General features: G+C 72.2%; 9 protein-coding genes. 1 reads left to right on the forward strand and 8 read right to left on the reverse strand.

What is annotated here, in order from left to right; genetic code table 11:
• Window positions 1–77: 77 nt before the first annotated feature.
• The 6 genes from ABZZ79_RS07580 to ABZZ79_RS07605 all read right to left on the reverse strand — a co-directional run bounded on the left by ABZZ79_RS07580 (window position 78) and on the right by ABZZ79_RS07605 (window position 6815).
• Window positions 78–872 (reverse strand): phosphatase PAP2 family protein, encoded by a 795-nt coding sequence (locus tag ABZZ79_RS07580; RefSeq protein ID WP_356687485.1) that lies wholly within the window; start codon window positions 870–872, stop codon window positions 78–80.
• Window positions 873–1826: a YihY/virulence factor BrkB family protein gene (locus ABZZ79_RS07585; RefSeq protein WP_356687487.1), complete on the reverse strand. Its 954-nt coding sequence runs from the start codon at window positions 1824–1826 to the stop codon at window positions 873–875.
• Entirely contained in the window at window positions 1826–3550 is a 1725-nt protein-coding gene (locus ABZZ79_RS07590) for a diacylglycerol kinase family protein (protein ID WP_356687489.1), read from the reverse strand. Before ABZZ79_RS07590 ends, ABZZ79_RS07585 begins: the two co-directional genes overlap by 1 nt.
• 184 nt (window positions 3551–3734) lie before the next feature.
• On the reverse strand, window positions 3735–4115 hold the full coding sequence (locus ABZZ79_RS07595) for a metalloregulator ArsR/SmtB family transcription factor (RefSeq protein WP_356687491.1): 381 nt from the start codon (window positions 4113–4115) through the stop codon (window positions 3735–3737).
• Window positions 4116–4305: 190 nt separating this feature from the next.
• Entirely contained in the window at window positions 4306–4680 is a 375-nt protein-coding gene (locus ABZZ79_RS07600; RefSeq protein WP_356687493.1) for a hypothetical protein, read from the reverse strand.
• A 242-nt stretch (window positions 4681–4922) separates the two neighbouring features.
• Window positions 4923–6815, reverse strand: a complete 1893-nt coding sequence (locus ABZZ79_RS07605) for an NAD-binding lipoprotein (RefSeq protein ID WP_356687495.1) — start codon at window positions 6813–6815, stop codon at window positions 4923–4925.
• A gap of 325 nt (window positions 6816–7140) precedes the next feature.
• Between ABZZ79_RS07605 and ABZZ79_RS07610 the strand changes: the two genes are divergently transcribed.
• Window positions 7141–7665, forward strand: a complete 525-nt coding sequence (locus ABZZ79_RS07610) for a hypothetical protein (protein WP_356687497.1) — start codon at window positions 7141–7143, stop codon at window positions 7663–7665.
• 83 nt (window positions 7666–7748) lie between these two features.
• Here ABZZ79_RS07610 and ABZZ79_RS07615 read toward each other — a convergent pair whose 3' ends face one another.
• Complete coding sequence (locus ABZZ79_RS07615; RefSeq protein WP_356687499.1) at window positions 7749–8960, reverse strand: acyltransferase; 1212 nt, start codon at window positions 8958–8960, stop codon at window positions 7749–7751.
• Between the two features lie 169 nt (window positions 8961–9129).
• Window positions 9130–13869, reverse strand: coding sequence for a CHAT domain-containing protein (locus ABZZ79_RS07620; protein ID WP_356687501.1), 4740 nt, complete (start codon window positions 13867–13869; stop codon window positions 9130–9132).
• Window positions 13870–14031: the final 162 nt, after the last annotated feature.

Consider the following 14031-nt stretch of genomic DNA (forward strand, 5'->3'; position numbering starts at 1 on the left):
CGCCGTCGTTCAGCCGGAAACGGCTGCCGACGCAGCGTCTACCCCGACTTCGCACACCCATGCGTGCCGACTTCGTCTCAACGGGGAACCGGATCCGGCTCCGGGGCCGCTTCGGTCAGTTCGGGCTCCAAGCCCTCACTCACCGCGGACCGTGCCCGCCCGGCGTCGGCTCGCCACGCCTCGAAGGACCATCCCGTGAGTGCGACCACGGCCAGGCCGAGGAGCCAGCCCCCGAGGACGTCACTGAACCAGTGCACCCCCAGGGCGACCCGGGTGAAGCCGACGCCGGCCACGGAGAGCACCGCGGCACACCAACAGGGAATGCGCCACGCGCGGGGGATCAGGGGCAGCAGCACCAGCAGGAACACGGCGAAGGAGGTGGTGGCCGTCATCGCGTGGCCGGACGGGAACGAGTAGCCCGGAGCGTGCGCGACAGGGTCCTGCAGAGCGGGCCGGGCCCGCTCCACCACCGTTTTGACCAGCAGGCCAGTCAACCCGCCGCCCACCGCCGTGACCGCCGCCCAGGCCGCCAGACGCCACGCCCCGCGCCGGAGCAGCCAGAGCGTCAGCAGCGCGACTGCCGCACGCAGCGTGACCGGGTCCCAGACCCGGTCGGACAGCAGTTCAAGCGTGTCCGTCCACCCCGGATGGCGAAGGGCGACCTGGTGCAGCCGTTCCGCGGCGCCCGTGTCGACCCGGAGCAACGGCCGCCACCGGCCCTCGACGAGGATCAGCAGCAGTCCGAACGCGACCGCGGCCACCGCGGCGACCGCCGCCGAGGCCAGCAGCCGCACACCGAATCTCCGGTCCGCCCGCCGACAGCGTTCGCGACGCCGTTCACGAAGGTGTCGGACAGCCTCCCGCGTCATCATTCAGACTCCCGGATCGGCTTGGATCGGCCCCGGACGCCGGCCCCGCGCCGCCTCCAGCTGCGCGGCGAAGGACAGCCCGAGGAACAGTGCGATGGAGGTCAGGTAGGCCCACAGCAGCAGGGACATGAACGCGCTGAGGGGCCCGTACACGGTGTCGAACGAGCCGCTGATGTCGAGGTAGAGGCTCAGCAGCGAGGTCAGCGTCATCCACAGCAGCAGGTAGACCGCCGCACCGAAGGCCAGCCAGGTGTAGCCCGGCTGCTTCCGGCGGGGCGAGCGGCGGAAGACGGCGCTCGCCGAGATGAGGGCGAGCAGCAGTCCGGACGGCCAGCGCAGAAGGTCCCAGGCCCGCTGGGCGCTGCCGTCCAGGTGGTAGACGGTGACCGCAGCCGAGGCGAGATCGCCGCCGGCGACCATGAGGACGAACCCCAGGCCGAGCGGCAGCCCGGCGCTGAGGGACATCACGAGACCGCGCAGGTACTTGAGGTGGAAAGGCCGGTCACGCTCGTTGCCGTAGATGCGATTGGCTCCCCGCTCGATCTGGCACATGGCGGTGGTGACGTTGGCCAGGGAGAAGAGCGCGCCGAACCAGAGGGCGACCTCCGCGCCGTCGCCCGCCGAGCGACGGCTGCGGTCGAGTGCGTCGTCGACCACGTCGGCGCTGGGTCCCTCGGCGATCCGGTGGATCGTCAGCTCGGCCAGCCTGCCCACGTCTTCCGTGTGCAGAGTGGTGGACAGGCCGACGAACGCGATCGCCAGGGGCACCAACGCGAGCACCGTCTGCAGGGCGAGCGCGCGGGAGTGACTGAAGCCGTCGGCGTACCGGAAGCGGACGAAGGCGTCCCGCAGCAGGGACCAGCCGCCGTAGCGACGCAGTGTCGCCCACGCCTCGTCGGCGGACAGCTCCTCACCGCTCATGTCCCGTGTCTCGGGAACCTTGGTCGCCGTACCCACTACTTCCCCCGCGCGGGCAGCAGTACGGTCAGCGCTCCCGGGTTCACCTCGGCCACCAGGTGTTGTCCGGGGGGCGCCGGATCGCCGTCCACCTCGCGGGGCTGCGGGGCGTCGAAGGTGAACTCGGCGCGGTGGAAGGTGAAGAACTCCACCGGCCCGCGGGCGTCGAGATCCGTTGTGCGCGCGGGTGTCGGTGTGCCGCGCAACAGCGTCCCCAGGGCGCGAAGCCAGCCGCCGAATCCTCGCGGCCGCAGGAGCAGCAGATCCAGCCGCCCGTCGTCGGGACGGGCCCGCGGTAGCAGCCGGACGCCGCCCTGCACGGTTCCGACGTTGCCGAGCAGCACCATGCGGGCCTCGCGCCGCAGGGGCGCCGCCCCGTCGAGGCGAACACTCATGCGCAGCGGCGGTGTGCGCAGGACGCGGAGGGCGGCCAGCACGTAGACGGGCCAGCCCAAGAGGGTCTTGGCCCGGCCGTCGTCGTTGGCGCGCTGCACCATGGCGGCGTCCAGACCGGCGCCGGACATGACGGCGAAGTGGGTGCCGTTGAGGTGGTCGCCTTCGATACGGCCGAGGTCGATGCGGTGGCGCGTGCCGCGCAGCGCGGCGTCGAGTGCCGCGACCGGGGCGAGGGGCAGGCCGAGGTTGCGGGCCATCAGGTTGCCGGTGCCGCACGGCACGAGGGCGAGGGGAACTCCCGTGCCCGCCAAGGCGTCGGCGGTCGCCCGGAACGTGCCGTCGCCGCCGCAGACCACGACGAGCGCCGCCCCGTCGCGGGCCGCGGCGGCCGCCTGCCCACGGCCCGGGTCGTCGACCGTGGTCTCGATGAACGCCGTCTCGTGACAGCCGTGCAGGGCCAGCACCCGGTTCAGCTCTTGCCGGAGGGCCGGGCCGGTGACCAGGGGATCGAAGATCACGACGGTGCGGCCGTGGATCCGCCGTGCGTCGTCGGCCACGAGGGCGGCGGACTTGGCGGGCGCGGCCACGAAGCCGTCGGTGAGCAGCGCGCGTCCCACGATCAGCAGCGACAGGGACCCGTTCATGAGTCCACCCGCCACGTCGGTCGGATGGTGCATGCCCCGGTACAGCCGGGCCACGCCCACCAGGATCGGCAGGCAGCACAGCACTGCGCCCACGACGTACCGCCAGGGCCGACGCAGCCGGGACAGCGCCAGCACCGCCAGACCGCCGTAGACCGCAGTGGCCGCGCCGGTGTGACCGGAGGTGTAACTGGACGTGGGCAGCGAGCCGTCGAGACGCTCCACGTCCGGGCGGTTGCGGTCGACCGCCTCGGTGACGACCAGGAAGACCAACGCCTGCAAGGACACCGCAAGGGCGAGGAAGGCGGCCTGGCGCCACATCGGCAGCCGGGGTACGAGGATCAGGCCCAGGCAGCTCACCAGGGAGACGGCGATCACCACGAGGGTGTTGCCGGCCTCCGACGCGACCGAGGACAGTGCCGTGAGCGCGGCTGTGCGGATGCGCTCCAGGGCTTCATTCACCTCGTCCTCGGCGGAGATCGGCCACAGGTCGCGGGCGGGGCCGGTGATCAGGAGCCCCAGGCCCGTCATCAGCGCTGCCTGGCAGATGGTCAGGGCGCCGATCCACCTGGCGGACCAGCGGAGGCCACGGGGCAGCGCGAGGCGCTCGTGCCCTGCTCCTGCAGGACCCGCGCCGTTCCTTTCACCGGGCAGTTGCCGGGGTCTTTCGGGCACCTGGGTGGGCATGGGTCCTCCCCTGACCGTCTTTCGCGGCGACGTCCGGCGGCGGCTGCGCGCGCCGGTTCACCGCCGTATGCCCACTCATCCGCGAAGCAGACCGGCACCGCACCGGTCTGCTGCCGTCAGGAGGCCGAGGCGTCTGCCTCGGTGTGGTCGGTCATGCCGGTGGCGTGATGCGGCCCGGCCGAGGTCAGCGGACGCTCTCCGCGGCGGTCTGGGTCGGCGCGGTCACGGGCGGAGAGTCGTCGGTCTGCCGCAGTTCGACGAGGAGTTCGTTCTGCCCGGCCAGGAGCTCGGTGAGGATCCGGCGGGCCGCGCGGAGAAGTTCGGCCACATCGCCACCGGCGAGTGCGTAGCTGACGGTCGAGCCCTCCCGGATGGACACGACGATGCCCGCACGGCGCAGCACGGCCAGCTGCTGCGAGAGGCTTGAGGGCTCGATCTCGATGTCCGCGAGCAAGTCCCGCACCGCGACCGGCCCGTGCTGCAACAGTTCCAGGACCCTGATGCGTGCCGGGTGCCCGAGCATACGGAAGAACTCCGCTTTCGCTTGATACAGAGGGACTCGCATTGCGCTCTTCCTGCCGGTCGGGGATGGCTTCCCGTGGCGCGGCAATGCCGAAACGACCGCGCCACGGGTCCTCTCTGCTCATTCTCCTCGGGCCGGGCGACTCTCGTTCATGAGTTGGAACTCTTCCCATGTGATGACTTGAAGAATTCTGCACATCGCGAGCATGCGTCAGCCCGGTCTCGGTGGCCGGTCAGACCTCGAGTTGTTCTTCGACCCGCTTGAGCTGATGGCGAGCCATGGCCAGGTTCGAGCGGGCCTTGTCGATGACGAGGTAGAGGAACAGGCCGTTGCCGTTGCGACCCTTCACCAGCCGGATCAGGTGGTACTGCCCGCCGAGCGTGATCAGGATGTCCTCGATCTCGCTCTGCAGGCCCAGATGCTCCATGGTGCGGACCTTGGCACGGACGACATCCGTGTTCCCGGCCGCCGCGACCATCAGATCCAGGTCCTTGCCTCCGCCCAGAGTTCCGAGAGCCATGCCGCTGGTGTAGTCGACGACGGCCGCCCCGAGCGCCCCCTCGATTCCGGTCATGAGTTCCTTCAGCGACACTTCCACACTCGCCATCAGCGCCTCCCCTTGGTTTTTCGGCAACGGCGGGCACCGGATTGGAACCCGCCCCGTGAAGCACCGTAGGTCGACCAACGCGACCCCAGGCGGATCTGCTCAGGAATAACTCACAATGATCAATAGGAGCATGAAGCTGATCGATTCGGATCGCAGGCCGGAGCCGCCCTGGACCGCGACATCCGGCCACGCTCCACCGCACCGCCGTGTCCCGGCGCGGCACGGCGGTCAGGGGCCGGAGTTCAGCCCTTGCCCACGATCAGGACTTCGTCGCGAACGCTCCAGCAACGGGTCTCGGTCTTGGGCGGGTTGATCCGGATGCCGTACGCGGGACCCTGTGAGGAGTCGGCGTGGCTGCGGTAGCCGATGGCGCACTCGCCCCGCTGGCGCGCCGCGGCCACGACCGTGGCGAAGGGCGTCGCGTGACCCGGCAGGACATACTCCGACGCCGGTCTCAGGTGGGCCCCGTTACCCTCGGCGGAGAACAGCTCTTCGAACACTCCTGCCAGGTGCCGGTTCTGCGAGATCTGCGCCATCAGCAGGCCGATGAGCTCGCCACTGACGATCACGTCGGCTCGGGGGCCGGTCGGGGCCAGGGCCCGGTTGCGGTCGTCGATCAGCTCGGTGACCACGCGGAGTTCGCATCCGGCAGCGCGCTCCATCCGGTGCAGGAGCAACAGGGTCACGAGGGTGCGCATGTCGGGCTCGTCCGAGGCGTGGCCGGGGTCCCGGCCGAGCACGATCACGCTGTCGTACGACTCGATGTCCAGGTCGCGCAGTGTGTCGGGGTGGGTGGCGTCGCCCCGCCGCAGCGTCAGGGCCAGACCGGCGCCGAACTCCCGGTCGGCATCGTCGACTTCCCGGAGCGTGACATCCGCGTCCTCCGCGACCACGTCGACGGCCGAGCCGGGCCGGGCGCAGCGGCGCAACTGGTCGACCACGAGAGGTGCCCTGCGGTTCCAGCCGAGCAGCAGGACCCGTTCCGGCCGCGCGGGCGACGGCTGTTCGCTCGCCATCGCCGACTTCTCGACCAGTGGGGAGCAGTCCTCCCAGTGGATGGTGTCGTCGTCGCGGGAGATGACGACGAGCATGTCGTCCCGGCCGATGGGCGTGTGCGACGGCGGGCTGAGCAGAGGGACATGTCCTCGCATCAGTCCGACGACGCTCGATGTCGTGTACGACAGCAGCGCGTCGCCGAAGGAACGCCCGATCAGCGCCGGTTCACTGATCAGGTAGAACTCGTCTCCGGCGAAGTCCAGGAGTTCACGGTGGATCAGCGAGAGGCCGGGGCGGCGGGCGGCCTGCACGATCAGTGAGGCACTGATCGTGTCGCTCTCCAGGACGACGCCGTTCGGTCCTGCGGCCAGGGACGCCGCCAGCCGGTACCGTTCGTCGCGCACCGCGGCGACGACCGGTGGGCCCGAGTCCGGGTCGGGCAGCCCGGCCCGGACGGCCAGCAGTGTCTTGACGACCTGGGCGTCGGCGTCGGGTTCGTCATGCGGCAGGACCACCACGACTCCTGCCTCGGCCGGGTTGGTCAGGGCGAGGACGGCCGGATCGGTGGTGGGGCCGCTGCGGCAGATCAGCCGGGTGGGGCCGCCCGGCCCCACCTTCGTGCTCAGCGCCTCCTCCATCTCGGTCTTGTCCCGGTCAGCCAGCACGGCGACCGCCGCACGCCGCTGGTTGGCGTTGGCGGCGACCAGTTCCCCCACCACCGTGAACACCTGCTCCGACCAGCCCAGCACCACGGCGTGGCCTCGTTCCACCACGGTGGAGCGGCCCCGCCGCAGTTCGAGGAGCCGCTCGGTCAGGGCCGTGGTGACCAGGCCGACGAGCGTGGAGACGTACAGCAGGGCGACGAGGGCGAGCAGCACCGACAGCATCACTCTCAGGGGTGCCCCGGTGGCACCGCCCAGTCGCAGTGTCTCGCCGGTGAGACGCCACACCTGCACCAGCCTCGCCGGGAGGGGTGCCGGGGCGTTCGGATCGGTCCACACGACCACGGCGCTGGCCGGGACCACGACCACCAGACACAGCACGGCCAGCCAGCCCACGAGCGCCGGGACGCCGCGTGTCAACGTGCTGTCGAACCAGTAACGAGCCCTGTCTCCGAGCGGAGTGCGCCGCGACGCCACCCTTGTTCCCCCTGTCGCCGTGGATCGGGTGAGGCCGGTACGGCGCACCTCTCCCCCGCACGCGCGACGCCCGCCCCACCCGAGGACAGTCTCCTGGCGGGGTCGCCGCAGCGGACGAGGATCGCCTCGACTTCACACCTTCGAGCAGGCCGTCTTCCCGGCCCGCTCAGGCGGCTTCCCGGCTTGCGGCGGGCCGCGTTCGTCCCGCCGCGCCCTCGGGCGAGCAGTCGGAAACTTTCCGGTTCCTTCCCGCGTTACGGAAACGACCTGATCGTTTGATGTGTGACACGACGGCGGCGCCGTCACCGGGAGCAGTGAGCGACGCATGGCCATGGTGGGCCTGTTCTGGATCGCCGAGGGCGACGTGTACGTGGGCGCGAAGCCGTCCGGTCTGGCTCGCGGGGTACGCCTGACCCCTGAGGGCGTGATCGCGCTCGGCGACGGACGGTCCCGCCTCCACCTGTGGGAGGACGTTCACGCTCTGACGGTGGCGGACGTACCCGTGAAGTCCCTGCGGCGGCAGGTCGGCACGGTGACAGGTCTGGCGCTGAGCACGGTGATCAACCTGGCCGCGGCCGAGGGCGGCCCGTCGCAGGACGCTCCGCCGCTCATGACGCTCTACGTGGAATCAGCCGACGGCAGACACGAGTTGCCGGCCTACACGGCCGCAGCCGTCGGCTACACCCGGACCGAGGTCGACCTCTCCCGCGCTCTCCTGGCCCGCCTGACGGAGGGAGCCGCCACGATGGCCACGACGCTGACGGCGATGTCGGAGTGGGGCCGCGCCTGGGAGGGGGGATCGCCCCGGAAGGCGGAGCGGGAGGAGTTGTTGCGGGGGTGGGTTGGCTAGAGCCGCCCCTTGGGCGCTGCGGTCGCGGGCCGAGTCCGTGCACTCGGCAACGGCACCGCGCGGGCGGGCGGTTCGGGCGTGTGTCACGGTGGCTGGACCCGGCGGCCCAGTCTGCGGCCGTATGCGTGGCACGGCGCTTCGATGTAACGGTAGGTCAGGACGCACAGGGGGATCAGCACGGCGAAGAAGGCCGCTTCCAGGGCGAGGTTGTTCTGCCACCGCCGGGCGATCGTGCCGGCGATCACCGCCAGCAGGACCGGGTGAACCAGATAGACGGAGTAGCTGATCACTCCCAGCCCGGTCAGCGGTCTCGGCAGGTGCCGTCGGCGCAATGCCAGACCGATGCCGAAGGTGAGCACGGCCAGCAGGAAGGCCAGGATCCACCCGCGCCGGGTGAAGAGGTCCCCGTCGCCGTACCAGTAGGCGCTCCACACCGCGCAGACGACCACCACGACCGCTGTGCCGGCCGCGTGCCACCAGGTGCTCCGGCCGTGTTCGGCCCGGTGAACGGCGGTGCCGAGGAACATCGCGGCGAGGATCACCAGGCTTTCCCACAAGGGGACCGTGCCGTTGCACACCAGAACGAGCGCCACGACCCCGCCCAGCACTCCCCCGAACACGCGCAGTGCGGGTGGCGTGGCGCTCGCGCAGCAGATGGCGGCCACCATGGCGATCGAACCGAACGCGATCAGTGGGCCGGTGCCGGTCACGCCGGACAGGGCGGAGTCCTGCGGCATCACGCCCGCCGTCACGCTCACGGCCGCGAGCACGGCCAGGGTGACGGCCACTGTCGCCGGCCGCTGCACCCGGACGGTGAACAGCGCGACGACCAGCAGGTAGAACGCCATCTCGTACGAGAGGGTCCACAGCACGAGCAGGAGGCTGGGGGTCCCGAGCAGTTCCTGGAGCAAGGTGACATGGGCGACGGCCACCGCCCCGGCCTCCTCCGCTCCGAAGTCACGGATCCTCGCGACACCGAACAGGCCGAGAACGAGGGTCACGACGACGACGGCCGCCCACAGCGGGTAGACACGGAACACTCTGACGATCCAGAACGTCCGGACGCAGCCGCGACGTTCCAGGGACGCGGGGATGATGTAGCCGCTGACGAGGAAGAACACCATGATGCCGTACCTGCTGGTGTTGAACTCCGGCATCAGCTCCCGCCGGAAGTCCGACATGAAGGTGGAGGAGGAGTGGTCGAACGCCACGACGAGTGCCGCGATGCCACGCAGGGCGTCCAGCCATCCCAACCTCGCCGGACCGGCCACGGGAGATACGGACAGCAATCGCATGAGTACGTAGGGTAATGTCCGGGAGCTGCGAGAACGCCGCGTGAGGGCTTCACCGGGTGGTCCGTTCCTCTGTGGTTGATAGGCGGCAGTCGGCCGCGTACTCGTCGTCGATCGCTGCAAGGACGTTCTCCAACGCCGCGATGAGCATCGTCAGACCTGGGCGGTGCTCTCACGCACCGGTGTGCAGATGCGCCGCCCACGCGCTGACGAGCCGCGGGTAGCGGTCGCGGAGCGTGCGCGTGGCTTCGTGCAGCGCGAGAGCCGCGTCGCCGATGGGGCCGTCCGTGCCGAGACGGTCGTAGAAGGTGTCGGCGACGGTGAGGGCGCCGGTGTCGGTCACCGGCCACAGGGTGCCGATGACGTGGGGGAAGCCGGCGAGCTGGAACGCCGAGGTCAGATGGAGGGCTTCGTCGAGCAGTGTGCGGGCGGTCGTGGCCGTGGTGCTGCATGCGGAGAGGTAGGCCAGTTGCCCGCGCTCCAGGCTGAGGGTGTTCAGGCGCTGCACCGTCATCGGGGCGGTGGCGTGGTCGGCGAGCAGCAGGGTGCTCTGCGACGGGTCCGTGGGGTGGCACAGGGCGTGGCAGGCGAAGTGGACGATGGGGAAGTCCGCCAGGCGGGCCATCACCCGGCTGCTGGTCGCCAAGTCCTCCTCGCCGGAGCCCGGTTGCGGCGGGCGGAGCAGCAACGACCCCGGCAGCCGCCTCCTGAGCAGCTCCGCCTCCCGCGCGGCGCTGGTCAGGGGCGCGTGGAGCCCGGGGGTGGTCGGCATGGAGACGATCAGCGCCCGGTCGGCGGGCCCGCGCAGGCTTCTGCGGCGCTCCCGGGAGAACCGCAGCGCCCGTACGCTCGGCGAGTACGAGGACACGACCCGGTCCAGCACCGTACGGCGGTCCGGGGCCCGCGGCGGGTCGTCGTGGTGGCCGGCGGCGTGCAGCGGGAGCCGTCCGAGGAGACCGCCGGGGATCCACCACACCCGGGGCCAGGGGGCGTTGCCGGTGTGCGCGGAGCCGAAGCCGAGGCGGTCCAGCACGGGCCCCGTGGCGTGGTCCCAGAGCCAGGCGAGATGCCCCAGCAGGCTCTCCTGTGCCTCGGCCCGCTGCTGGAGCGCCACGCGGGGAGCGGTCGCCCGCCCCAGGGCCCGGTGGAAGTCCCGTGCGCGCTCCTGCACGGCTGCGGGGGTGAGGGCGGGTAACGGAAGCGCTTCGACACCGCCCGGTGTGACGATCAGCGCGTCGCTGCGGTGGGCGCTGAGGTTGAACACGACGACCGGCCCCTCGGCCGCCTCGGCGACAAGGGCCCGCGGGGACGGGGGCTGTGCGAAGGAGGAGAACCCGGGGGTCTGGCGGATGCCTTCGAGCAGATCGGCCAGTTCCTCGGACAGATGCCCTTGGTGGTGCGGCGACCGGGCCGACGGCGGCCCCTCGACCGGGTCGGTCTCCCGGCGGCCGAGCGCGCCCCGCAGGTTCTCCAGACGCCCGGCCAGCCCGGGGTGGTGCTGTCGAAGGAGGGGGACGTCGCCGCGCAGGTCCAGGGCCTGGTTGAGCAGGACGGCCCGGCCCGATTCCAGCAGTCCCAGGGCCTCGGCGGCCGGGGCCGCCCCCGCCCCGGTGGCGAGTGTGAGGGCGACGGCGTCGCCGACCAGCCCGGGGAAGGCGGCCAGGGCGTCCTGCCGGGCCGCCCGCGACCGCTGCCGGGGGGCGGCCTCGGGCAGCAGCCGTACCGCGGCGGTCAGCTCCCGTGCCGCCGCGCGCGGGTCGTCCGGCGCGAGGAGATCCGCGGCGGCGCGGGCGGCGTCGATCCGCAGGGCGGGCGATGCCGTCACGACCGTCGCGGCGCGGGTCAGCGCGTCGATCGCGAAGGCACGGTCGGCGGGGTCGCCGGCCAGTTCGTGCCGCAGACGCAGCAGTTCGGCCGTGCGGACCAGGTCGGCGGCGAGCGCCGCCCCCGGCACGCTCACGGCTGCCACGGCGAGCCGGCCGGCGTCGACCGCCGCGTCGAGCGACTCCCGGTCCCCCGCACGACGGTGACGCACGGCGAGCAGCTCCGCCAGGCTCGACCGGCAGGGCGCCCGGTCGGGGTCGTCCTCGGGCAGGGCGGCGAGGACGGCGCGAAAGGCCCCGACCAGCTCGTCCAGGGCGTCGGCGTCGTCCCGCGCCCACCGGACGCCCACCGCCGTGTACAGCCGGTGGTCCGGATGGTCGTCGGCCACCGCCGACCGGGCGTGCCCCAGTTCGCGTACGGCAGCCGCCTCGTCCTGCGCGTCGCCCCAGCGCTCGAAGGCGAGCCGGTGGGCGCGGGCCAGGTTGAAGTGCAGTCGGCCGCGCGGGGTCCCGCCGGGCGGGAGGAGCCGGGCGAGGTCGTACAACGCCGCCACGGAGGCCATCAGATCGTCGCGCTCGCCCGTCCGTTCGTGGCGTATGCGCAGGGCGTCGGCCAGGAAGCAATACTGCGCGGCCCGTTCCGGGGCGCCTGGCCGGCCGGCCTCGACGGCGCTGCGTGCGGCGGAGACGGCCGCGCTGAGCTCACGGGGATCGCCCGAGCGCTCGTGGCGGGCCAGCAGGGCGCACGCCAGCACCATGTAGGTGTACTGGGGCCCCACCGGCTCCCGCTCCGCCAGCGCGAGGGCCTGGACGTCGACGACCGTCTGCACCCGGATCTCCCCGTACGGCCTTTCGGCGGGGTCGCGGAGTTCGTCGCGGAGCGCTGCCAGGTATCCGTCGTAGTCGATGCCGCCGCTGTCGGTGATCGGGATCGGGATCGGTTCGAGGGCGGCGCCGTACTCGTCGACCGCCCTGCGCAGCCCCGCGACGCCGCCGAACTCCTGCGGCGGCCGGTCGAGGAGCGCCTTGAGGTGCTTGACGTACGGCCACTGGGGCGAGGAGGCGGGGACGGTGTCCAGGTGTTCGCGCAGCTTGAGCACGAGGGGCATCAGCCCGTCGTTCCAGCCGGGGCCCGGCAGGCGCGTCACCCAGTCGCCGTTGTCGAAGTAGGCCAGGTGCCCGTCCGCGGGGACGTCGGGGAAGGCGGGCGGTGCCGAGTTGCCCTGTGCGGCCGTCGCGGCGGCCTCCAGGTCTCCCCACTGTTTGGTGACCTTGTACCGCTCGGCGTAGGCAGCCCGCAGGGCCTGCTGCGCCGTCGCCGCCTGCGGGCTGCCGGGTGGTGCCAGTTCCAGGGCCGTGCGCAGGGTGTCGACGGCGCGGTCCAGATCGGCCTGCTGCTCGGTGGCACGGAACCGCAGGTGCAGTGCGAGGCCCAGGCGGAAGACGTGCAGGGAATGCTCCGGATCCTCGGCGCCGCTGTCGACGATCAGCTCCTCGTTGATCGCGATCTCCGCGTCCACGTCCGTGAGGTTGCCCGTGAGGCGGTGGCGGGCGTTGTGGGAGGCGGCGAGGTTGGTGCGCAGGGACGTGGACAGGGGGTGTCCGGACGGGGTCGCGTCGACCGCCCGGCGGCACACCTCCACCGAGGCGTCGAGGTCACCGCGGCTCTGCGTCGCCTGCCCCCGCTCGCGCAGCCCCGAGCCCAGATGCCCCCACGCGTTCAGCCGCACGGTCTCGTCCGGCGAGGGGGTCTCGGCGGCCTGCCGGAAGCGGAGGACGGCCGCGTCCAGGTCGGCCGGCTGTTCGAGACGCTGGGCCCGCAGCTCCAGGGCGCGGCCGTGGAGCAGGGTGACCTCGGCGGTGTCGGGGGCGTCTGCGGGCAGTTCGCGCGCGAAGGCATCCAGTGACTCCACGGCGGCGTCGAGGTCCGCGCCCAGGCCGGTGCGCCCGAAGCGTGTCGTCAGGGCGGTAACGAGGTTGGTGAGCGCCAGGACGCGCAGCGGCAGCGCGACGGCGTCGTCGTCGACGAGCAGCCGGAGGGTGCCGACGACCCGGTCGAGGTCGCTCAGCAGCCTGCTCCGCTGCGGGAGTTCGGCCAGTACGTCGGCCAGGGCGACCGTCTCGTCGAGGCGCAGGGCGACGGAGTCGTCGGCCGGGGCCTGCCGTACGAGCTCCTCGTAGGCGTCGGCGGCCTCCCGGAGGTCGGTGAGCGAGCCGGCGGCCCGGAACCGTGCGTGCAGCGCGGCCGCGAGCGCGCACTGCCGCTCCCGGCGATCCGCCGCGGAGGGGGCGGCCGCCAGGGCGCGGCGGGCTGATGCGACGGCCTCGTCCAGTTCGGCGGGCCGGACCGTGCGCCGCAGCCGCAGGCGTTCGGTGTTGCGCCACAGAACCGTGAGCTCCGCGGCGAGGGCGTGATCCGCGGGGACGATCTGCTGCGCGGCACGGCAGGCCTCCCGGCAGGCGTCCAGGTCCGCTTCCGTGTCCGAGTGGGCGAACCGGATCACCTGGGTGCGGGCCAGCGTGAGCAGGCGTACGGCGCGGTCGGGGTGGCCGGTGGGGGTGACGTCGAGGACGGCCCGTGCGAGTTCCAGGAGGCAGTCGGTCTGTTCCGGTGTGAAGGAGAAGGAGCCGGAGAACGGGAGGAAGCCGGTCAGGACCTCGTCGCGGAGCGCTGCCGGGGCGTCGCGCAGGGCCCGCCGCCACAGGTCCAGCAGCGGGGGCGAGGGGACGCCCTCGGGGGTGGAGAGCGTCCCGGCGCAGTCGTCGGTCGCTGCGCGCAGGACCGTTCCCGCGAGCGCAGGGACGAGTTCCTCGGGAAGGCCCGGCAGCCCGGCGACGTAGCAGGGCAGCAGCAGGTCGGCGGCCAGCTGGGCCTCCCGCTGGGCCTGGCGCGCGGACACCAGGCTGCTGCGGCACCAGTGGTACGAGCCGAGGGTGAGGTGGTGGGCCAGCCCGGGGCCGGCCGCGAGTGCCTCGGTGAGCGTCCGTGCCTCGTCCCGGGCCTCCGGGCCGAGCAGCACCTCCGGGTCGCCCTCGGCCCGAAAGCGCCGCAGCCGGGCCTCCATGGAGAACAGCGGGTCGCTCGGCAAGGTCCTCACCCCCATCCGGCCCTCAACAGGGCTTCACCTACACGATGTTGACAGGTCGGCAGGGAATCTGTCCGCGCCCGGAGCACGAACCCTCGGATCAGGCCGAACCCGTACACCACTTCCGCGGACCGGAACGGCGGCGGCCGGCAGGCCGGGGTGCCT

Origin of the sequence: Streptomyces sp. NPDC006458, assembly GCF_040612135.1 — a bacterium.
Taxonomy (GTDB): Bacteria; Actinomycetota; Actinomycetes; order Streptomycetales; family Streptomycetaceae; genus Streptomyces.